The organism is Paraburkholderia sp. SIMBA_054, assembly GCF_046534875.1.
In the GTDB taxonomy this organism is placed as follows: domain Bacteria; phylum Pseudomonadota; class Gammaproteobacteria; order Burkholderiales; family Burkholderiaceae; genus Paraburkholderia; species Paraburkholderia hospita.
The window spans coordinates 73,051-95,096 of record NZ_JAWRXV010000019.1; the positions used below are offsets into that span (position 1 = coordinate 73,051).

The 22,046-nt window shown below is 59.5% G+C and carries 20 protein-coding genes; 4 read left to right on the forward strand and 16 right to left on the reverse strand.

All coding sequences use genetic code 11. The features are described 5' to 3' along the window. Nucleotides 1-4 precede the first annotated feature (4 nt). The 3 genes from SB822_RS23260 to kdgD all read right to left on the reverse strand — a co-directional run bounded on the left by SB822_RS23260 (nt 5) and on the right by kdgD (nt 3,482). Nucleotides 5-898 (reverse strand): LysR family transcriptional regulator, encoded by an 894-nt coding sequence (locus SB822_RS23260; RefSeq protein WP_079499661.1) that lies wholly within the window; start codon nt 896-898, stop codon nt 5-7. Between the two features lie 224 nt (nt 899-1,122). Continuing rightward, nucleotides 1,123-2,469 (reverse strand): MFS transporter, encoded by a 1,347-nt coding sequence (locus tag SB822_RS23265; RefSeq protein WP_410855740.1) that lies wholly within the window; start codon nt 2,467-2,469, stop codon nt 1,123-1,125. A gap of 95 nt (nt 2,470-2,564) precedes the next feature. Continuing rightward, entirely contained in the window at nt 2,565-3,482 is a 918-nt protein-coding gene (gene kdgD / locus SB822_RS23270) for a 5-dehydro-4-deoxyglucarate dehydratase (RefSeq protein WP_103153682.1), read from the reverse strand. A gap of 208 nt (nt 3,483-3,690) precedes the next feature. Between kdgD and garD the strand changes: the two genes are divergently transcribed. Beyond that, on the forward strand, nt 3,691-5,277 hold the full coding sequence (garD, locus tag SB822_RS23275) for a galactarate dehydratase (protein WP_090838747.1): 1,587 nt from the start codon (nt 3,691-3,693) through the stop codon (nt 5,275-5,277). A 631-nt stretch (nt 5,278-5,908) separates the two neighbouring features. Here garD and SB822_RS23280 read toward each other — a convergent pair. The 12 genes from SB822_RS23280 to SB822_RS23335 all read right to left on the reverse strand — a co-directional run bounded on the left by SB822_RS23280 (nt 5,909) and on the right by SB822_RS23335 (nt 16,790). After that, nucleotides 5,909-6,256: a transposase gene (locus tag SB822_RS23280; protein ID WP_407671755.1), complete on the reverse strand. Its 348-nt coding sequence runs from the start codon at nt 6,254-6,256 to the stop codon at nt 5,909-5,911. Continuing rightward, nucleotides 6,165-6,374 carry a hypothetical protein gene (locus SB822_RS23285; protein ID WP_167449572.1) on the reverse strand — a complete coding sequence of 70 codons (210 nt, stop codon included), beginning with the start codon at nt 6,372-6,374 and terminating at the stop codon, nt 6,165-6,167. Before SB822_RS23285 ends, SB822_RS23280 begins: the two co-directional genes overlap by 92 nt. A gap of 30 nt (nt 6,375-6,404) precedes the next feature. Next, entirely contained in the window at nt 6,405-7,190 is a 786-nt protein-coding gene (locus tag SB822_RS23290; RefSeq protein ID WP_090838745.1) for a fumarylacetoacetate hydrolase family protein, read from the reverse strand. Between the two features lie 71 nt (nt 7,191-7,261). Continuing rightward, nucleotides 7,262-7,549 (reverse strand): DUF4148 domain-containing protein, encoded by a 288-nt coding sequence (locus tag SB822_RS23295; protein ID WP_007577916.1) that lies wholly within the window; start codon nt 7,547-7,549, stop codon nt 7,262-7,264. A 300-nt stretch (nt 7,550-7,849) separates the two neighbouring features. Then, entirely contained in the window at nt 7,850-8,959 is a 1,110-nt protein-coding gene (locus SB822_RS23300) for an alcohol dehydrogenase catalytic domain-containing protein (RefSeq protein ID WP_007577917.1), read from the reverse strand. A 153-nt stretch (nt 8,960-9,112) separates the two neighbouring features. Further along, the gene (locus SB822_RS23305) at nt 9,113-9,646 is read right to left on the reverse strand and encodes a carboxymuconolactone decarboxylase family protein (RefSeq protein ID WP_007742677.1); all 534 of its coding nucleotides are present in this window, start codon (nt 9,644-9,646) and stop codon (nt 9,113-9,115) included. Between the two features lie 20 nt (nt 9,647-9,666). Then, nucleotides 9,667-10,674, reverse strand: a complete 1,008-nt coding sequence (locus SB822_RS23310; RefSeq protein WP_086909842.1) for a VOC family protein — start codon at nt 10,672-10,674, stop codon at nt 9,667-9,669. 143 nt (nt 10,675-10,817) lie between these two features. Next, nucleotides 10,818-12,113 (reverse strand): phosphopyruvate hydratase, encoded by a 1,296-nt coding sequence (eno, locus tag SB822_RS23315; RefSeq protein ID WP_007577920.1) that lies wholly within the window; start codon nt 12,111-12,113, stop codon nt 10,818-10,820. A 106-nt stretch (nt 12,114-12,219) separates the two neighbouring features. Beyond that, nucleotides 12,220-12,792: a cupin domain-containing protein gene (locus SB822_RS23320; protein WP_090838742.1), complete on the reverse strand. Its 573-nt coding sequence runs from the start codon at nt 12,790-12,792 to the stop codon at nt 12,220-12,222. A gap of 243 nt (nt 12,793-13,035) precedes the next feature. Beyond that, entirely contained in the window at nt 13,036-14,673 is a 1,638-nt protein-coding gene (locus SB822_RS23325; RefSeq protein ID WP_090838740.1) for a methyl-accepting chemotaxis protein, read from the reverse strand. 97 nt (nt 14,674-14,770) lie between these two features. Next, complete coding sequence (locus SB822_RS23330; protein WP_090838738.1) at nt 14,771-15,796, reverse strand: phosphotransferase family protein; 1,026 nt, start codon at nt 15,794-15,796, stop codon at nt 14,771-14,773. A gap of 31 nt (nt 15,797-15,827) precedes the next feature. After that, entirely contained in the window at nt 15,828-16,790 is a 963-nt protein-coding gene (locus SB822_RS23335; RefSeq protein WP_090838736.1) for a C-terminal binding protein, read from the reverse strand. A 489-nt stretch (nt 16,791-17,279) separates the two neighbouring features. On the opposite strand from SB822_RS23335, the gene SB822_RS23340 reads away from it, so the two are divergent. Then, entirely contained in the window at nt 17,280-18,449 is a 1,170-nt protein-coding gene (locus SB822_RS23340; RefSeq protein WP_090838734.1) for a porin, read from the forward strand. Nucleotides 18,450-18,534: 85 nt separating this feature from the next. On the opposite strand, the gene SB822_RS23345 is transcribed toward SB822_RS23340, so the two are convergent. Beyond that, nucleotides 18,535-19,446 (reverse strand): LysR family transcriptional regulator, encoded by a 912-nt coding sequence (locus SB822_RS23345; RefSeq protein ID WP_007742689.1) that lies wholly within the window; start codon nt 19,444-19,446, stop codon nt 18,535-18,537. Between the two features lie 127 nt (nt 19,447-19,573). On the opposite strand from SB822_RS23345, the gene SB822_RS23350 reads away from it, so the two are divergent. Both SB822_RS23350 and SB822_RS23355 read left to right on the forward strand, forming a co-directional pair. Further along, nucleotides 19,574-20,761: an acyl-CoA dehydrogenase gene (locus SB822_RS23350; protein WP_007577934.1), complete on the forward strand. Its 1,188-nt coding sequence runs from the start codon at nt 19,574-19,576 to the stop codon at nt 20,759-20,761. Between the two features lie 6 nt (nt 20,762-20,767). Beyond that, nucleotides 20,768-22,006: a CaiB/BaiF CoA transferase family protein gene (locus tag SB822_RS23355; protein ID WP_090838732.1), complete on the forward strand. Its 1,239-nt coding sequence runs from the start codon at nt 20,768-20,770 to the stop codon at nt 22,004-22,006. Nucleotides 22,007-22,046: the final 40 nt, after the last annotated feature.

The window sequence follows — 22,046 nt, forward strand, 5'->3', positions numbered from 1 at the left end:
TTGCTCAGGGGCTGTAGCGGAGCGCGTCGATCACTATGTTCATCGCACGCGAGGACTGGCGGCGGCTTGCGTAATACGCATGGAGGCCGGCGAATGTCGGCGACCAGTCTTCGAGCACCCAGACAAGGCGGCCCGCCGTGATATGCGGCTGAGCGATGTCTGCCGGAATGTAGGCGAGTCCATAACCCGACAAGGCCGCGTCGAGCATTTGATAGGTGCCATTGAAGGCAAGCTGCCCTTCCACGCGCACCTGAACCTCCCGCTTTCCTTTCCTTAGCTCCCATGCGTAGAAGCCGCCATGTGTAGGTAGACGCAGATTGATGCAATTGTGAGCGATCAGGTCTTGCGGTGTCCTGGGGGCCGCGTGCTTTTGCAGGTAAGCGGGCGTGCCGACGACCGCCATGCGCATGTCGGGGCCGACACGGACGGCGATCATGTCCTTCGCGACCTGATCGCCGTTGCGAACGCCGATGTCATAGCGATCCGCGACGATATCGGAGAGACCGTAGTCCGTGATGATTTCGACCTTGATCTCAGGATAGCGGCGAAGCACTTTGGACAGTCTTGGCCAGAGGATGGTCTTGGTCGCGTAGTCGGTTGCAGTGATGCGGATCGTGCCTGTCGGCATGTCGCGAAGTTCGGTGACGGCGGCCAGTTCGGCCTCGATTTCCTCGAAACGAGGCGCGACGGTCTCGAGCAGCCGCTCGCCGGCCTCGGTCGGGGCGACGCTGCGCGTCGTTCGGGTCAGGAGCCGAAGACCGAGTCGCGTTTCGAGCGCCCGGATCGTGTGGCTCAACGCTGATTGCGATACGCCCAGTTGCGCGGCGGCGCGCGTGAAGCTGCGCTCGCGTGCGACGGCGATGAACGCAAGCAGGTCGTTGAAATTTTCGCGTGGCATTGATGAGCCCGTTTCATAGGTGTATGCCGATTTTATCGTCTAGTCAGAGGAGGTATGCCTGGATATCTTTGTAAGGTTCGTGTTGGCTCGAACGTCGACCGGCGACCGGCGTTGAATCCGGTGTGAGCGCAGGGAGCACAGTCGAATCTCTTGAAAAGCCCGCTGCCACGCGGGCTTATTGTCTAACGCTATGCGAGGTTCAATAACGTGCTGAATCTGTGCGCCTACGACGGGCTCAATTCGACGCGCTTGATATCCCTGACAATCACGAGATAACTGAAGATGGTTATCAGCGCGTTGACACCCACAAACGCGAGGGCGCCGTTGAACGATCCCGACTGGGCAACCAGATAGCCAATCACAATAGGCGTGACGATCCCCGCCATGTTGCCGAACATGTTGAAGATGGAGCCCGAAAGACCGATGGCCTCCTTCGGCGACGTATCTGCAACGACTGCCCGTCCCAATGCGCCCAGGCCTTTGCCAAAGAACGCCAGCGACATCAACGCGACCACCAGCCAATCCGTGTCGACGTAGTTGCATCCAATGATGCAGACCGACAGCAGCATGCCGCCGACAATCGGAACCTTCCGGGCGACGGTCAGTGAATGACCGTTGCGAATCATCGTGTCTGACAGAACGCCACCGAGCACACCGCCGAGAAAGCCACAGATTGCAGGCAGCGACGCGACGAGGCCCGCTTGCAGAATGGTCATGCCGCGCGCCTGCACGAGGTAGATCGGGAACCAGGTGAGGAAGAAGTAGGTGAGCACGTTGATGCAGAACTGCGCGAGATAGACGCCGAGCAACATCCGGTTGGTCAGCAATTGCCGCATGACAGACCAGCGTGCATGGCCACCACGTGAATCTGCCGCTGTCTGGTGCCCGTGAATCAGACCGCCTCCCTGCTCGATATGTTCGAGTTCGGACTTGTTGACGCCAGGATGATTGGCGGGGTTCTTCATCACCTTCAGCCAGGTCAGCGCCAGCAGGAATCCCGCGACACCCATCACGATATACACGTGATGCCAGCCAAATGCATGGGTGAGCCACGCCATCAATGGGGTGAAGATGACGGCCGCAAAATATTGCGCGGAGTTAAAAATCGCCGATGCCGTGCCACGTTCCTTCGTCGGAAACCAGCTGGCAACAACCTTCGCATTGGCAGGAAAGGCAGGTGCTTCGGCCGCGCCCATCACGAAGCGTAAGACGAACAGTGCCGTAACGGCCGCCGCGCCACTGCCGAGGACGCCGATCGTACTCTGCAGCAATGTGAAGAGCGACCACAGGAAGATACTCGCCGCATACACGCGACGCGCGCCGAAGCGATCGAGCAACCATCCGGCCGGCACTTGCGAGAGCACATAGGCCCAACTGAACGCCGAAAAGATGTAGCCCATCCGGATGGCGTCGAAGCCGAACTCGGCGCGCATCGCCGAGCCGGTGACTGACAGCGTCGCCCGGTCTGCGTAATTGAAGGTGGTGATCGCAAAGATCAGCAGCAGGATTACGTAGCGAACGCGCGTGGGTGCCGCGACGTCCGCCGGGTTCGCAGTACGGCTTATCGCCATGATGTCTCCTCTTGATTGCAGTGCGCGAGGCGCCCTGGCTGCCGGCTCATGCGGTAACCGTCGAGTGTTGCCCCGCGTGTCTCCTCCGCGAGCGCTTATTGCGCGCCGAGCTTGCGGATCAATGCGTCGAGCTGCGCGTGCTCTTCTTCAGTCAGGTCCGTAAGCGGCGCGCGCACGGGACCCGCATCGCGGCCAACGAGTTTGGCCCCCGCCTTCACGATGCTCACCGCGTAACCCGCACGACGGTTGCGGATGGCCAGATACGGCAGGAAGAATTCGTCGAGTAGCCGGTCAGTGGTGGCGTGATCGTTAGCGGCGATCGCGCGATAGAACTGCATGGCCGTTTTCGGAATGAAGTTGAAAACAGCCGACGAGTACACGGGCACGCCCAAGGCCTTGTAGGCTGCCGCGTAGACTTCCGCCGTCGGCAGGCCGCCGAGATAGGAGAAGCGGTCACCGAGGCGGCGTCGGATCGAAACCATGCTTTCGATGTCGCCCACGCCATCCTTGAAGCCGATCAGGTTCGGGCACTTGTCCGCGAGTTGCTCCAGCGTATCGGCGTTCAGCCTGGAATTGGCGCGGTTATAAATGATCACGCCCATGTCCGGAACCGACTTGCACACCTGTTCAGCGTGCTGGGCAATGCCTTCCTGAGACGCTTCAGTGAGGTAGTGCGGCATCAGCAGGATGCCGTTCGCACCTTTGCGCTGTGCCTCCTGCGCGAAGGCAATGGCGGTGCGGGTGGGTCCGCCAGCGCCGGCGAGAATCGGCACCTTGCCTTTGCAGACTTCCGTCGCCGTATGCACGACGTTCGAGTACTCGCTATGCGTGAGCGAGAAGAATTCGCCCGTGCCGCCCGCGACGAACAATGCCGATGCGCCGTAGGGCGCCAGCCATTCGAGGCGCTGCGCGTAGGTGTCGGCGCGGAACTCGCCGTTCGCGTCGAAGTCGGTGACGGGGAAGGAAAGCAGGCCTTCGGAAACAATCTGCTTGAGCTCTCGGGGTGTCGTCATGATCTTGTCTGTCAGAGTATGTTGTTAGACATGTTTGTCTGGATCGGCGGAGTGATCGTACAACTGTGAGCCGGTTGAATCAAACAAAATCAACGGTTTCAGGATATTTTGAGGGTTTACACGTAGCCACATATTTGACTTTTGTTGTACGATGACACCTAAAGTTGTTTGACGAAATATTGACGTCAAGCCGTTCGAGTTGAAGGCAATGAAACAGTCTCCGCTTTACATTCGCGTGCACCCCGATGACAACGTCGCGATCGTTGTCAATGACGGCGGTCTGGACAGTGGCGCCGTTTTTCCCGGCGGCCTGACTTTGTGCGAGCGTGTTCCGCAGGGACACAAGGTCGCGCTTCAGGATCTGGCTGAAGGCGACGCCGTCGTGCGCTACAACGTGGTCATCGGGTATGCGCTCAAGGCGATCCCGAAGGGCAGTTGGGTGAACGAGCACGTCATCCGGATGCCGACACCGCCCGCTCTGGACGATCTGCCCATTGCGACGATCAAGGCCCCCGACATGCAACCGCTAGAGGGCTACACGTTCGAGGGCTATCGCAATGCTGATGGTTCGGTCGGTACGCGCAACATCCTCGCGATCACGACGACGGTGCAATGCGTCGCGGATGTGGTCCAGCACGCGGTGACCCGCATCAAGGCCGAGTTGTTGCCGAACTACCCGAACGTGGACGATGTCGTGAGTCTCGGGCACACGTACGGATGTGGCGTCGCGATCGATGCACCCGACGCGATGGTGCCCATCCGCACAGTGCGCAACATCAGCCTGAATCCGAACTTCGGCGGTGAAGTCATGATGGTGAGCCTCGGTTGCGAGAAGCTGCAGCCCGAGCGCCTCATGCCGCCCGGCACGATTCCGATTTCGACCGTGACGGAAGAGGTCGCGGATATCGGTGATCTTTCGACAGAGTCGGGCAACGGCGACGTGGTCACCTTGCAGGACGAATCGCACATCGGCTTCCAGTCGATGATCGATTCGATCATGAAGATGGCCGAAGGGCACCTGAAGCGGCTCGACAATCGACGTCGGGAGACCTGTCCGGCATCCGATCTCGTGCTCGGCGTCCAGTGCGGCGGCAGCGACGCGTTTTCGGGACTCACAGCCAACCCTGCCGTTGGTTTCGCAACGGACCTGCTGGTTCGCGCGGGCGCTACCGTGATGTTCTCTGAAGTGACGGAAGTACGCGATGGCGTCGGGCAACTCACGGCTCGCGCGGCCAATGCCGATGTCGCGGCAGCCATCATCCGAGAAATGCAGTGGTACGACAGTTACCTCAAGCGCGGCGGCGCGGATCGCAGCGCGAACACGACGCCCGGCAACAAAAAAGGCGGCTTGTCGAATATCGTTGAAAAGGCCATGGGCTCGATCATCAAGTCGGGTAATTCGGCGATTTCCGGCGTGCTCTCGCCCGGCGAGAAAGCCACGCAAAAAGGCTTGATCTACGCGGCAACGCCTGCGAGCGATTTCATTTGCGGCACGCTGCAGGTCGCTGCCGGCATCAATCTGCACGTCTTCACCACGGGCCGCGGCACGCCGTATAGCCTCGCGGAAGTGCCGGTGATCAAGGTGGCCACGCGCTCGGACCTCGCACGCCGCTGGTTCGACCTGATGGACATTAACGCTGGCACGATCGCAACCGGCGATACAACGATCGAAGACGTGGGCTGGGAACTGTTCCACCTGATGCTCGAGGTTGCAAGCGGACGGAAAAAGACCTGCGCCGAAGCGCTCAAACTGCACAACGCACTGGTTCTTTTCAATCCCGCGCCGGTTACCTGATCGCAGACGCGACGCTAACGAGATGGATGCGCCGGCAACGTATCGGCGGTCCGCTCGAAGCACTACACGGATGGCCCCAAAAACTAAGCGTGTGCGTCATTGCGATCGATCGATAAACAGGAGGGCGCATGACGTCCCGTTATCGTAGTTGCCGTATTGCTCTTTTTCGCTGGCATGCTGAACTGTGCTGGCGAGCGCGCTAGCGGCGCTTGGCGCACTCGTGCTCTGGATCTCCGTGCGCGAGCGCAGCGTGTCACGGCTGAAAGACGCTACCGTCTGAATGTTTCGCAAGGGTCGTCGACCTCAAGCCTTCGTGATGAACACCGTTAATACGGATTTACCGATAACCACGATTCAAGGCGATATGCGTCACATTAAGGAGAATTCCACGAATCGTTGCCAGCGCCTGCTGCCCGTCCACGGTTGGGGTTGCCCGATTTATCGCCCAAAAATCAGGTGGCCGCACGCCGATCTGCCGGCACACTGATGACAGAAATGGCTTGCCGCCAGTGCGGCGCCATCGCCCCACGTCTTGCCCACTTTGGCATCTACCATAACCTGGTGTAAGCCAAACTACCCAAAACCTCAATCAGCACGCCAGATCGGCCCCTGAGAGACGCTTTCGGGAGGGTTATTCAAGGTGGATTTCTAGCGTTTCCGCAATCCTCGCGACGATACCTAGCCGACGCCACTGCAAATACTTTATGTAACACGTTTGAGCAGGAGGCATCCCTGCAGGAAGGTGATGCCAGCGTTCGTTCTGGGTAAGAACCCACAAAATCGCGTTCAGGACATCACGGGGATTCCGGGGGTATCGACCATATCGGCGAGCGTTATTTATCGGAAACAAATGAACCAAACGGTTCCAGTCTTCATCCGATAGCGGTTCAAAAGCGATGTCGGTTCTCGTTGATCTTAACCGGATTCGCCAGCGGGGCAGAGTCACGCAAAGGAGATGGGTTTTCCTTCGTCTGCGCATGCCCCGCGTCCAGCTGCAATGTTTCAGAACGGTCGCTCACGGCAACTATTGGCAAAGACATCGCCAGAAAAAATTCCCCAAGAATTGCTTTCGTAATCGGGACCAGATTGAGCTGCATCGCGGTTGTGCTTACTCTGGTAGAAAATGCTCAGGGCATTGCGCCGACTTGTGTGATCACCTTGTTGCGCAGCACTCCTATACCTTCGATCTCGACCTCTATGGTATCGCCAGGCTTGATCGGTCCGACTCCCGCCGGCGTACCCGTCATGATGTGATCGCCCGGAAGCAGCGTCATATACTTGCTAAGGTAGGCAATCAGCGCGGGCACGCCATACACGAGGTCGGCCGTGTTCCCGTTCTGGCGCACTTCGCCGTTGACGCGCGTGATCAGATGCAGGTTCGACGGATCAAGTTCCGTCTCGACCACGGGTCCAATGGGCGCGAACGTGTCGTAGCCTTTGCCGACGAGGAGGCAGCCGAACTCGCTCTCACGGCGCTGCAATATCCGGTCGCTTACGTCGTTCCCGCACGTGTAGCCGAATACATAATCGAGCGCATCGCTTTCGGAAACATTGCGTGCTTCCTTGCCGATGATCACCGTGAGTTCCCCTTCGAAATGAATGTTCTCTCCGTCGGACGGATACACGATGCTTTCTTCGTGGCCTATCACCGTGGTGCTGGGTTTCATGAACAGCACGGGGAGCGTTGGCGTTTTCTTGCCAACCTCTTGTGAGTGCGCGCGGTAGTTGTATCCAAGACCGAAGACTCGAGGCCGGTAAAACGGACTCAACACGCGAACTGAGTCAAGGCTGTCGATGTAGCCAGCAACCTGAAGTCCTTCAAGTGGCGATCTCTTGAGCCTTTCGATATCGCCACCACTCCGGAGGATGCCGTAGTGCCAATTTTCGTCAATCGAATATCGGATGATCTTCATGGAATCTACGAGATGAAAAGCGATGATTTGCTAACGTTAGCACTGCGCAACTGATGCGTCAATCACAATACTCACCGCGCGCCTGAGTTTGACGAGCCGCCCGAGTTGCTGCCGTAGTCTGTCTGTAGCCCGCGACGCCTCGCGTTCTCATCCTGTTGCGCTGCGAGCCTCGCTTCGGCCGCCTTGAGCGTGCCCGGATAGTCCAGGTCACTCCCTTCGATGGAATAGCCCGCTTTCTCCAGTTGTGCCAGTTCCGATTCCACCTGTGCACGTGTTACGGGCGTAGTCTGTTGTGCATTCGAGACGACGGGAAGCGTTATGGCGGCGACGATAAACACGGTTTTGACAAGCATCTTCATGGAGAGACCCTCGACTTGACATTGATTAGTTCAACTGGATTGATTGTTGCACTGCAACCATCGAGTCGATTATATGTCGCCGAGATGCTCTAGGGAATACGCTAATTGACAAATAAATCGTGAATTAAAATATGATTTGACATGCTAATCAAATAGAGCGAGAGCAACTGCGATTGGCGATCAACGCGTCGTTGGGCGTGGCTCATCACGGCCAGCGAAAGAGCTGGCCGTGAGGCAATCCTGCATGGACCGGAAAGCATCTGCGATGCAGTTGCCTTCCCGGTCGCACAGCAATGCTAGTCAGGGAAGCACGACATAGTTGCTAAATCCTCCGTCGCGGTCCTTCAACCCGGAGATGGCTTCGTTGACACGTTCAAGCGGGAACTTGCGATGTTCGAGATACGACAGGTCGATGGCCCCGGTACTTACCATGTCGGCCATTTCCTGCCCCTGCGCAGTCGTGAACCAGTTTGAACCGATGATCTGCACCTGTTCATCCATGAGCCACTTCACGTCGATCGGCAGGTCTTCAGCCACGCCTCCCACGTTGACTACCTTGCCACCGCGTCGAACGCCCTTCATTGAATCCAGCATCGTCGCGGCAGGTGCCTTTGCACCGAGAGCGCTGATCACAAAGTCGGCGCCTTCACCGCCCGTCAGCGACTTCGCCCACTCGCCCGTCGAGCCCTCGCCGAGTTGCATCACTTCGATGCGGTCTGGTGCAAGCGCCTTGACGCGTTTGAGCAGCGCCTCGTCGCGCCCCGTGCCGAGAATGCGCGACAGGCCCATGGCGAGCCCGAGCACCGTTGCAGCCACGCCGAGCGTCCCAGTGATTCCGTCAATCAGGGCAACCTGGCCCGGACCGGCAGCGGCGTTTTTCAGTGCGCCGTAAGACGTGCCCATGTACCCGAATCGGCCGGCCTGTTCAAAGGTCATGTTATCGGGGAGATTGACGATAGCGTACTCGGGGGCTGTCATGTACTCACTGAAGCCGCCATACGGGTAAAGATCAAAGATGCGTTGGCCGTCGCGACTCGTACTGAAGTAACCGTTCAGCGTGTAGTAGCGGCATTCACTGCGTCGGCCGGCGCGACATGCCTTGCACGACCCGCACGAACGCAATGGGCTCACATAGACGCGGTCACCCGGCTTGACGTTGAGGACTGCTTCGCCGACTTCTTCTACGACCCCTGCGGGATCAAGGCCGAAGATGGCGGGAAATTTCGGCAGCGGCTGATGCGGAAACCAGGTCGGCCAGTTGTTGATCACGTTCGCCATATTCGGCACGATGCCGCACGCCTTGACCCGTACAAGAACATCAGTCGGTCTCGGCTTCGGCACCGGGATCGTATCGAGCGTCATCGGGGTGTGGAGAGCATGCAGCCGTGCTGCAACCATCGTTCGTTCCATACATTCCTCTTTCTGGGTGATAACTTCCGCGTTACCCGCCATGTACCGACGGAAGTACTACGCATTGCATTTGCCAGCGGCCAGGTGGTATCCGCCCAGCCTGTTTGTCGAAGTCAATCCGGATCGCTGTCCCCGATCTGGACTGATGATCCATCAGCGATAGCTCTCCTCGAGTTCGATCCCGAGCGCGCCCATGATGCGCACGCCGGAGTTGTACCAGGCAATGTTCAGTGCCAGCTCGACCCGTTGCTGATCGTTCAGGAACGGCACGACCCTGTTCCAGGTTTTGTCGCTCACCGCGACCTTGAGCGTCGACTCCCTGGCGACCGCCATGACTGCACGTTCCTCTTCGTTGAAGAGGGCCGACGTTTCGAAGTCCGGGATGGCCTTCAGTTGCTCGGGGCTGATGCCGGCCTTCAGGCCGTGCGACTGATGATGGGCAATTTCGTATTCGGAGCCGGTGCAATGTCCCACCGTCAGGATCGCGAGTTCACGCAACTTCGGGCTGATCGACGACGCCCGGATCGCGTTCGCATACGACAGGAACTGGTCGAGAATGTCCGGCGCATGCGCGAGCGCCCGGAAGATGTTCGCAGTGGGTACCTTGCGTTCGCGTTCGAGCCGGTCGAAAAGGGCGTCGTTGACGCCTTCGACGTCGGAGCGCTGAAGATATTTGACGCGTGCCATATTCTTTATTCCTTCCGTTATCAGCTCTCTGCAAGCCGGTTTTGAATGTAGGTCTCGAGCGTAGTGGGGCGCGGTTTGTTGGCTGTCTCGAGCAGTTCTGAGCCTTCGAACCGCGAGGCCTCGAAGTACCAGCGGTGTTCTGCCGGCAGACCCCAGCGCACGCTCGTACTGAGCGAAGCGGCATCCCAGCGGACTGGTTCAATCTCGATGTCGATGGTCTGGTAATGGCCGTCACACAGTTCGATGCGATGGCCATCCGGGTCGCGCAGATAAACAAACAACATGCCGCCGGGGCCGTGGCGGCCCGGCCCGCGTTCTACTTCGTGCGAATAGCCATAAATGCCTGCGAGGTCACACGCGGTGAAGATGTTGTGCGATTCGGGCACGATGTACGCGAAGTGATGCATGCATGGTCCGTCGTTTTCGACGATAGCCAGATCGAGGCATGTCCCTTTGCGATACATGAACGCGCCGAGCAGCCGGTCTCCGTGTGCGAGATATTCGGAGTTGCGAAAGCCGAGTCTGCTGTAAAACACACAGGACTGGTAGGTGTCCGGCGAGAAGATCTGGAAGTGATCGATCCGCTGTGCGTGCGCGCCCTTGAACAGGTTGCGTTCGAGATAGAGGCGAGGGCTCGTCTCCATTTGCGCGCACAATTCTATCTTCGTGCCGAATGGGTCGGACACGTGCAGCGTTCTTCCCTGATGCGCGACTTCGACCCATTCGGCGGGAAGGCCTTCTTCCGTGAAGAACTGGTGGGCGAGGTCGAGGTCTTCTTCGAGGAAAACGCGAAAACCAATGCGCTTGCAGACGGGGGCGCCCTTGTCGGCCTGCACCAGAACCAGGCTGTGGTGGCACGCTTCGGACAGGCCACGCAGATAGCACGTGTCGGCTGTTTCTTCCGTCACGACCAGGCCGACGATGTCGACATAGAACGCCCGGCTTTTCGCCAGGTCGGAAACGTTCAGTACGATGTGGCTGGCGCGCGTGATATTGAAGGGCGGCCGATGGTTGACGGCGGGCAGCATGATTACCTCTCGATTGTTGATGGCGAGCTAGCCGGCATGACGATGCGGATGTTGCGAGACGTACCGCGTCGACAGGCAGATGTAGTCAGGTCTTGCTCGGGGAAACGCATTCGATATCCTTTTTGCGACGACACGATCACGATTTAGAGTGGGCGGTCAGTGAAAGGCAGGGCGGACCATCCGCAGAAGCGAGCTTGCGGTCCCAGCGCTTCCTCGATTCGCAATACTTCGTTCCATTTGGCCATCCGTTCGGAGCGCGAAAACGAACCGACCTTGAGCTGTCCCGCGTCCCAGCCGACGGACAGATGAGCGATGGTGACGTCTTCGGTTTCGCCGGAACGTGCAGATACGATCGTGCCGAATCCTGCCGTCTTGCCGGCCTGCAGGGCCTCATGGGCTTCCGTTACCGTGCCTGCCTGATTGGGCTTGATGAGCACGGCATTCAACGTACCTTGCGATGCCGCGGCTTTGACCCGGTCCGCATTGGTTACAAGAAAGTCGTCGCCGATGATCTGGCAACGCGAACCATATGATTGCGAGAAGTGCCGGAAGCCTTCCAGGTCGTCTTCCGCAAGCGGATCTTCAATCGACAGGATCGGGTAAGTGTCCAGCCAGCGCCCCAGCATGTCGATCATCTGATCCGTGCCGAGCGTCCGGCCATCGAGCGCGAGCGTGTAGTGTCCATCACGTCCGAATTCAGACGCGGCGATATCGAGCGAGATGCCGACCTGCTTGCCGGGTTGCAGTCCCGTATCGGCGATGGCCCGCATCAGCGTGTCAAGGGCGTCTTCATTGCAATCGAACGCGGGCCAGTAGCCGCCTTCGTCCGCCACGCCCTGAAGCTTGCCCGCATCCTTCATCAATGAACCGGCTGCCCGGTATACCTCCGCCGTCCACTCCAGCGCTTCGGTGAAGCTGCCAGCAGCGGGACACATGATCATGAAGTCCTGCACATCGACACGGCGCGCCGCGTGCGCGCCGCCCCCGAAGATCTGAATCTCCGGCAGCGGCAGACGCACGGGGCGGTTGCCGGCGAGATAGCGCCATAACGGCTGCCTGCTGGCTGCAGCGGCAGCATGCAGGACAGCCATCGAGGTCGCGACGATCGCATTGCCCCCAAGACGGCTGCGGTTGGGCGTCCCGTCCAGGGCAACCAGACTGGCGTCGATGGCAGCCTGATCGCGTGCATCGCGTCCTTCGAGCGCTCTCGCGATCTCGCCGTTGACATTCGACAGCGCGTTAGTCACGTCGAGACCGCCGAACGCGGTGCCGCCGTCGCGCAGATCCAGTGCCTCTCCGCTGCCGGTCGAAGCGCCAGCCGGCGCGATGGCGCGACCGCTCATGCCGCTGTGCAACGTGACCTCGACTTCTACCGTCGGCCGGCCGCGCGAGTCCCAGACGCGTCGGCCGTGTACTTGGGCGATCGTTGAATCAGTCATATGGATTGTCTACCTCGTCTATTCAGGTGATAGCTGTCAGTGCAGCGCGGGATGGTGGAATGGTCGAGCCCGAGGATTGCGGCCCGGTAACCCATGCGTATGGTGTTCATTCGCTCCTGCGCGCTCCGATCAGCACGAAGGCCAGTGTTGTGGGGCGGTCGCTCCTGTTTCGCCACGCATGGCGGGTTCCGTTCTGCACCACTACGTCATGTTTGCGAAGCAGTTCCGCACGCCCCTCGTCGAGTTCAAGCCAGATTTCACCTTCGAGCACGATGCCGTAGTCGATGGTTGGCGTGGCATGCATACCGTCCGCTTCGAAGAGTTCAGCGAGTCCCGGACTGATCGCGAAGTTTTCGGCGACTGCGGCGTGGCCATCGAAGCCGGGTGCAAAAAACACGCTGTCGGGCGGGAATGTCACCACGAGAAAGCGCGTGCCCGAAACCGTGGGGACGAAGCTCGAGACACTCGAGGTCGGGTCCGTGCCATCAAAAGGAATGGCCTGCGCCGGTTCCGTCGACCAGACCAGACGGGACACCATGCCGGGGATATGCCGGTACGCGTCGGAGCGCGGAGGTGGCGAATCGAGGGCGACTGTCGAGGCACCGCTCGTGTCGTGACCGGTGACGACGCGGCGAAGCGCTACCGGCACCTCGCCTGGGATTGAAGTATCAGATGCCATTCTCAGTGTCTCCCCACAAAGTCGAACCGGAGTCGCGCGGCATTTGCAGGCTTCACTATGCTCCTGCTTTGCTAACGTTCGCATAGATTGTGGCAAACGGCGATCTCCCTTGTCAATAGCGGATTTACGGAAGTTTTACGACGAATCGATCCGTACCGTGCCTAAATGATCAGCTCGCGACCGCTCTAAAAAGGCAAACGTTAGCAAGCCGGGAGGTACGGCAGGGCGTTGGGGTGTTCTGTATCACGCCGATCGGGCGCGCCCCGCGATTTGCGGGTTGCGCCACCGTCCCTTCACCGCATCAACCGCATGCCCGGCAGAGGTCGAAAGCCGGAATGACCCAACAAGCTCTGCGAGCTTGAGTGCCTGAGCGCGCATCAGGCGCGACTCGTTTTCGGCATGCTCTGCGAGACGCGCGTTCTGAATGGTCATCGCTTCCATTTGCTTCACTGCATCATTGACCTGACCTATTCCTAGGCTCTGTTCCTGGCTTGCCATCGAGATATCGCCCATGAACGCGATGACGCGTTCGACCGATGTGACGATATCCGTGATCGTGCCGCTCGCATCGTCGACGAGCTTGCCACCCGTTTCGACGCTGGCCACAGAATCGCCGATGAGCGTGGCGATTTCCTTGGCGGCGTTCGCGGAACGACGCGCGAGATTGCGCACCTCGCTGGCGACGACTGCAAATCCGCGCCCCTGTTCCCCCGCGCGCGCGGCTTCCACTGCCGCGTTCAGCGCCAGAATATTGGTCTGGAACGCGATGCTATCGATCACACCGATGATGTCCACGATCTTGCAGGAACTGTCCTTGATCGATCGCATTGTGCCGATGACCTCGCTGACGGCCCGCCTGCCGTCGCCGGCAATCTCGGACGTAGCCGTCGATAGCGCGTTCGCCTGCCGCGCGTTCTCCGCGTTGGCCGTTACCGTATCGATCAGTTCGCGCATGGATGCGGCAATCTGCTCGAGCGAAGCGGCTTGTGCCTCGGTGCGCGCAAACAGATCTGCGTTGCCCGTGGCGATCGTCGTGGCACCGTCGTTGACGAGGTCCGTGGTTTCCTGGATCTGCGACACGAGAAGCTTCAGGTTGATCTGAAGAATGCGTAACGCGTGTAGTACCTGAGCGATTTCGCCGTCGCGATGGGTTTCGATCGCATTGGACAGGTTGCCTTCGCCCATGTCGTTGATATAACGATTCAGTTGCGCCAGCGGATTCGTGATTCCGCGCTGCAGCAGGGCAGGTGAAATCAGGCAGAGGGCCATGCCGATCGCACACGATGCGAACTGCCAGACGCGAGGCGGGCCGCTGTCGAAAGCGAATGCTGCGAGGTTCGCTGCGAAGATCGAGGTGGCAAGCGCTGACAGTGCGTTCATCCGCGCGGCGAACGAGAGGTGTGTGATAGTCCGAAATACCCGAAAGACCGGGCGTTTCACGATCCGCCCTTCATTCAGCTCAAGGTCTTTGCGCCCGCCATGCATCGCCGCATATGCCTGCTCGGCTTCGCGGATCGTGTCGGGTGTTGCCTTGCATCGTATCGTGATGAACCCGACAATCTCGCGCTCCCTGAAAATCGGGGCTGCCGTCATGTGAACCCAGAAGTAGTCGCCGTTCTTCCGGCGGCCTTTGGTTACGCCAGTCCAGGTCTTGTTTCCTTTGACTGTCCGAAGGAAGTCCTCGAATACCTGACTGGGTGTTTCCCCATCGGCCAGGATGCTTTGCGGCGCGCCAAGCACTTCGTCCTCGGTGTATCCGCTGACCTCGACAAAATCCCGATTGACGTAGGTAATCTTGCCCTCGAGATCGCCTTTTGAAATCATTGCAACGGATTCATCGAGCACGTATTCAACGTCGGTGGCGCTCCGCTCTGGCCGCATCGTTGCCTGTCTCCTGTTCTTTATTGTTTGCCGCCGTCCTCGATGACGCTTTCGAGTGTATCGGTGTCAGCGTGTACGAGGGTGTTCCTGCTACGGTTCAAGCCGGTCGAGACTGAATCTGTTCCTCGAATGCCTCTGCCACCTGATACAGATAGCCGGCCGGCTGCAGCAGCAACCGGGTGGCCACCGCTCGAACGTGATTGCGTTGCGCCTCGTCGGTCAGATATTCCACCGGCGACTTGCCGTCGACACGCGCGAGCAGCAACGCAGGCAACAATTCAGCGGTTCGTGCTTCGAGCGTTGCGCGCAGTTCCCAGTCTGCTTCGTCGAAATAGGCTTCCGTCAGCGCCTTGAACGAAGCGATCAGCGCTTCCCGCTGACCAGGACGAACCAGACATTTGAGCAGCAGATGGTTCAGGCAGAATGCGAGGTCGAAGGCCGGGTCGCCAAACCACGCGCATTCGGCATCGAGCAATACCGGTCCTTTGGGACCGACAAGAATGTTCTTGGGACTCACGTCGCCGTGTACGAGCGCAGTTCTTATGCTCGCTGTTCGCTGCGCCAGATACTGGAGCCTCGATTCGAGTGCTGGGTGACGTTTCGATGCGGCGATCAGATACGGATCGAGACGCAGTGCCTGAAAGTTATCGAGCGTGTCGAACCTCTCCCGCAGTTCGCCATTGTCGGCACTGACCGCGTGCAGGCGGCCTACGAGCCGTCCGACAGCGCGGGCTGTCTGGGGCTCGACCTGGCCATCCATCAATTGCTGCTTCCAGACGGGATGCGCGTCCGGCGCAAGAAACGACATCGCGAACACGCCGAGCTTCGCGTCGTGTGCGAGAGGGGTCGGCACGTTGTCGGGACAGTGCTGTGCAGCAAACTCCATCCAGGCCCATTCATCGGCGTTGCGTGACACGGGTGCTTCCCAGCATGCCGATACCTTGAGTGTGGACAGGGCGCGCTTGACGCATAGTGAGCGCGTCGCGAGATCGACACGCCATATGTCGGACGACACGCCACCAGTGAGAGGGTGCCAGCTGGCTGCCTCATCCTTGCGCGCGAGACCGTGCTCGACGAGAAACGCATTGAGCTGCGGGTCAGGGCTATTCGATTGCATCATCATGAGTTGTTGGGAGTAGGGCGGTTGAAAGCGGTTACGCTGGCGACAGATTGCATGGGTTGTGTGGTGCTTCGCCGCGTAGTACCCGCACCACCTCCTCAGCCGCTCGTCTACGAAGCTCCAGCAACGATGCGTCAGACGAAAACGCGACATGGGGCGTCAACATGGCGCCGCGCTCGCGCAGCAATTCGCCCGGTACGACTGGCTCGGATTCGAGTACGTCCAGCGCTGCCGCTGACAGTTGACCGTTCTGTAGCGCTTGGATAACGGCGTCGGTATCAACGATGCCGCCACGGCTCACATTGATCAACAGGCTGCCGCGCCGCATGCGCGCAATTCGCTCGCGGTTGATCAGATGCCGGGTGCCGTTGGTGAGTGGAGCGTGCACGATCACGATGTCGCTATTCGTCAGGAGTTCATCGAGTTCAACGGCTTGCACGCCCGCTACGTCATCGCGCAGAAATGGATCATGAGCGAGCAGTTGGCAGCCGAAGGCGCCAAGCTTGCGGGCCGTTGCGCGGGCAATGCGACCGAAACCGACGAGTCCGCAAGTGAGTGCGCCTAACCGACGCAGTCTGGCATCGGCGGGAGACCAGTGCCCAGCGCGGACCTCCCGATCGAAAAGGACCAGTCCGCGTGTCCATGCGAGCGCAAATCCGACGGCGTGATCGGAGACTTCTTCGACACAGTAGTCCGGCACGTTCGTGACGAGAATGCCGCGCGCGGTGGCAGCGTCCACAGCGATGTTGTCCAGCCCCACGCCAAGCCTTGCAACGATCTGCAGCCGCGCAGAGGCCTCGACGGCGTTGGCCGACACGGGTGCCCAGCAGGTGAGGATTGCAGACGGGCGGTGTTCTCGCACCATCGCTTCGATTTCAGACGCGGGCAGCGGAGCGGCCGGTCCGCTTACCAGCTGCATGCCGGCGGATTCGACGATATCTCGCTCGACGCTGTCGTCGGGCCACGCATAGTCGGTCAGGAAAACGGTATCGCTCATGGGAATTGAACCTGATGTTGGTTGGACATGCGACTGACTGCAGCCGTTCGCGTCGGCAAAAAACAGGGGCGCCCACGAACAAACCGCTCGAAGTTTGCAATAACGTTAGCACGACATGTTAAAGATTCCAAGCAGGCAATTGTGCGGGAGAGCGGCCTTGCATATGAAGAATTTGCGTGTAAACCCTTTGAAAAGGCGCTCGAAAACCCGATTGACACATAAAAAAACCGCAACTAGACTCCGCTCATCAGTGCTAACGTTAGCGCTGAAGTTGGAAAAATTTGCACATGACGTGAATTGCCTGCTGGGGAGCTCCAGCCAATCAACAGCGAACGATTAGTACGACAACGACGAAAGGAAACAGCGACGTGCCAAAAAATTCCATGTTTGAAATCATGTGACGTGGCTGTGCGGCGCTCGATGCCGCTCCTTGAAGGTGTAGCACCCCGGAAAACAACCTAAATATCACGACTGGCAGGAGACAAACGAATGAAGAGGCTTCTTGTACCCGCAATTTGCGGCTGCATAGGTGTAGCAGCACATGCACAGAGTTCCGTCACGCTCTATGGGCTGATCGACAATGGCGTGTCGTACGTCAGCAATCAGCGCACGGCAAGCGGCGCGGGTCACAGCAATGTCTTTGCTTCGTCGGGAAACATCGTTGGCAACCGGTGGGGGGTGACGGGTAGCGAGGATCTGGGCGGTGGCCTGCAAGCGATCTTCAAACTCGAAAACGGCTTTACGGGAACCAACGGAGGTCTTCAGCAGGGGGGGCGCCTGTTCGGCAGGCAAGCGTGGGTTGGCATGTCGAGTACCTACGGCGCGGTCACGCTTGGCCGTCAATATGACTCGGGGGTGGACTATCTTGCTCCGAGAAGTCTCGCGCAGAGCTTCGTTGGCGGTCTCGAATTCATGCATCCGATGGACAACGATAACTTCGGCGACTTCTTCAGACTCGACAATGCCGTCAAATACGCGAGCCCCGATATCAACGGGTTGAAGTTCGGCGGGTTGTACGCGTTCTCGAACAAGGCGGGCGATTTTGCGGACAATCGCGCGTTCAGTGCGGGGGCGACCTACAACCACGGCCCTTTCACCCTGAGCGCAGCGTATATGCGCATCGACAACCCGGGAGATGGTGCAACCGGAGCACTCGACGGTTCATCGACTTCGGGCGATGCGACGTTTCACGCGGCACGCCAGCAGGTGTGGGGTGTCGGCGCCGCGTATGTGATCGGTCCGGCGACGTTGGGGCTGGTGTGGAGTCACTCGCGCTTTGACGATACGACAGCCGTGTATCGCGGCAGCACGCTTGCGCCGGCGCCCACCGGATCGCCCACCGACCTGAGCTTCGACAACTACGAAGCGAACATTCGCTATCTGCTTACCCCGGCGTGGGTGGTGGCGGCATCGTACACATTTACGGATGGATCGTATTCGAATGCGTCCATGCACGCGAAGCCGCGCTGGAACCAGTTCAACCTGATGACATCCTACTCACTGTCCAAACGTACCGATGTCTATCTGATGGCTGAATATCAGCATGTGACAGGGGCGGCGGGAACGATTTTCAGTGGCGCGTTCATTGGTGGCAGCGGCGGCCCTTCGTCGACCAGCAAACAGTTCCTCACAAGCGCGGGGTTGCGCGTGAAGTTCTGAGTGCTGCGCTGCGGGCGGGTGGCTTCCTCGAATGGGCTACCCGTCGCGGACACCCCCCCAGCAGAACCACCTGACGCAAGCACGGTCACTCAAGCCCCATTGGTTTCCGGTACTGCTCTGCCTGAGTGGTGATCCAGTCGCGAAACACCTTCAACGCCGCGTTGTCGGCCTTGCGCTCGGGATAGATGAGGTAGTAGGCCTGATTGCTCAGATGCTCGTGGGCCGCCGCCTGGATCAACACGCCGCGCTGCAGTTCGTCTTCGATAAGCAGGCGAGGGATGAGGGCGATCCCAATACCGTGAATCGCTGCTTCGGCGAGCATCGAAAACAGTTCGAACCTCGGACCCGACATATCTCCTTCGACCTGCATGTTGTGCGAAGCAAACCAGTCACGCCACGCATATGGACGCGTGCTCTGTTGCAGGAGCGGGTAACGCCGCCAGTCCGCCGTTGCGAGCCTGGTGCGTGGTGCAAGCAGTTTTGGGCTGCATACGGCGATCAGCCTTTCGCGCATCAGGAAGGTGCCTTCCGTTCCTGGCCATATCGCTGCTCCAGCGTGAATCGCCGCGTCGAAATCTGTGTCGTCGAACAGGAACGGGCGCGTGCGAACCGTGAGATTGACGGTAACGTCCGGATACTCGCCGATGAAGTCGGGTATTCGGGGTAACAGCCACTTTGTCGCGAACGTCGGGACGACAGCCAGTTCGAGCGAACCGCCATGGCCGCCCTTGGCCATGAGCTCCAGTGTGTCCCTCTCCACGTCATCCAGGCGCGACGCAACCTTGCGGCTATAGACAACTCCGGCCTCGGTGAGGCTGACTCCGCGCCGGTCGCGTCGAAACAGTTTCACACCCAGGAATTCCTCCAGCGAGCCGATCTGACGGCATATCGCGCTTTGTGTCACGGCCAGTTCGTCTGCCGCCTTGGTGAAACTCTGATGGCGAGCGGCCGTCTCGAATGCAGATAGCGCTGCCGTCGAAGGAATTTTTCTGCGCATGCTTGTGACTCGCATTGTCGTGGATTGACGTGTGCGATTTTCGCACAGGTCAGTGCGAACAAATCGTTTGAGACCCTGGAAAAGTGGCTGTAAATTCACTTCATGCCAATTTTATTTTGAGTATGAAATGAGCGTACAGCACAAATCGCCGTCGTTTAAGTGGGACGATCCACTGCTGCTGGATCAGCAGCTGACGGAGGAGGAGCGCCTTGTGCGCGAATCGGCCCATGCGTATTGTCAGGAACGGCTCGCACCGCGTGTGCTCGATGCCTTTCGTCGTGAACATACGGACGCCGACATCTTCCGCGAGATGGGCGAGCTTGGACTGCTGGGCGCGACGATTCCCGAAACCTACGGTGGCGCTGGTCTCAACTATGTTTGCTATGGGCTCGTCGCGCGCGAAGTGGAGCGGGTCGATTCCGGCTACCGCTCGATGATGAGCGTGCAGTCGTCGCTCGTCATGGTGCCCATCAACGAGTTCGGCAGTGAAGCCACCCGGCAGAAGTATCTACCCAGGCTGGCGAGAGGCGAATGGATCGGATGCTTCGGCTTGACCGAGCCGAATCACGGTTCCGATCCAGGCAGCATGATCACACGTGCAAAGAAGGTCGACGGTGGCTATCTGCTGACGGGCAGCAAGATGTGGATCACGAACAGTCCCATCGCCGATGTGTTCGTCGTCTGGGCCAAGGACGACGAAGGCGCGATCCGGGGATTTGTGCTCGAGAAGGGATGGAAGGGACTTTCGGCACCTGCGATCCACGGCAAGGTCGGCTTGCGTGCGTCGATTACCGGTGAGATTGTGATGGATGATGTGTTCTGCCCGGAAGAGAATGCGTTCCCGGACATCCGTGGTTTGAAGGGCCCGTTCACCTGCCTGAACAGTGCACGCTATGGGATCGCCTGGGGCGCGTTGGGCGCGGCTGAAGACTGCTGGCATCGCGCGCGCCAGTACGTTCTCGATCGCAAGCAGTTCGGCAAGCCGCTCGCGGCGAACCAGTTGATCCAGAAGAAGCTGGCCGACATGCAGACGGAAATCACGCTTGGTCTACAGGGGTGTTTGCGCCTTGGTCGCATGAAGGATGAGGGCACGGCCGCCGTCGAGATCACGTCGATCATGAAACGCAACTCATGTGGCAAAGCGCTCGATATCGCCCGTGTTGCGCGCGACATGCTGGGCGGCAACGGGATCAGTGACGAATTTGGTGTTGCACGGCATCTGGTGAACCTGGAGGTGGTCAATACATACGAGGGTACGCACGACGTCCACGCGCTCATTCTCGGCCGCGCCATCACCGGCATTGCAGCGTTCTGATCCGCCATGAACGGGATACCGAATCAAGGGGCGCTCGACGGGCTGCGCGTACTCGATCTTTCTCGCGTGCTGGCCGGCCCATGGGCGAGCCAGTTGCTGGCCGATCTCGGCGCTGACGTGGTCAAGGTCGAACGACCGGGCACGGGCGACGATACGCGTGCCTGGGGGCCGCCCTGGCTGAGCGATGAAGACGGCGAGCCGACTGGCGAGTCCGCTTACTATCTCTGCGCCAATCGCAACAAGCGGTCGGTGACGATCGACCTGAGTGAACCGGATGGACAACGGCTCGTGAAGGAACTCGCCAGCAAGGCAGACGTGGTGATCGAGAACTTCAAGGTCGGCGGACTCAGCCAATATGGTCTGGATTACGCGAGCCTCAAGGAACTGAATCCGCGCCTTGTCTACTGCTCGATAACAGGATTTGGCCAGACGGGACCCTATGCCGCACGTGCCGGTTACGACTTTCTGATCCAGGGCATGGGCGGGCTGATGAGCCTCACAGGCCGTGCGGATGGCACGGAAGGGGAAGGCCCGTTGAAGGTGGGCGTCGCGCTGACGGACATCACGACGGGACTGTATGCAACGGTGGCAATCCTTGCTGCGCTTGCGCGTCGCGAACGGTCCGGCATAGGGCAGCACATCGATCTCGCTTTGCTCGACGTGCAGATTGCCTGCCTTGCCAACCAGGCGACGAATTACATCGTGGGCGGCGTGGTGCCTCGCCGCATCGGCAACGCGCACCCGAACATCGTGCCGTACCAGGATTTTCCGACGGCCGATGGTCACATGATCATCGCGGTCGGCAACGACAGTCAGTTCACCAGTCTCTGCACGGCGCTCGGCAAACCGGAATGGGGCAAGGACGAACGCTTCGCCAGCAATCCGCGGCGCGTGAAGAACAGGAACGAGCTGATTGCGATGATTTGCGGCATCACGGTATCCCGTGCGACTGGGGATTGGATAGCCGCGATGGAAGCCGCGGGCGTGCCGTGTGGTCCGATCAACAATCTCGACCAGGTGTTCGAAGATCCGCAGGTGCAGTCGCGCAACGTGCGCATCGAGATGTCGCACCCGTTGGCGAAACACGTGGCGTTGGTTGCAAATCCGATCCGTATGTCGGAGTCGCCGGTGCAATACCGGCAGTCCCCGCCGACGTTGGGGCAGCACACGGGTGAGGTCCTTCAAGACTGGCTCGATATGGCCGCAGCCGATATCGATGAGCTGCGCCGCACGAAGCTTCTGTAGATACCAGCGCATCGGAGAACTAACCGATGCCGAACGCGCT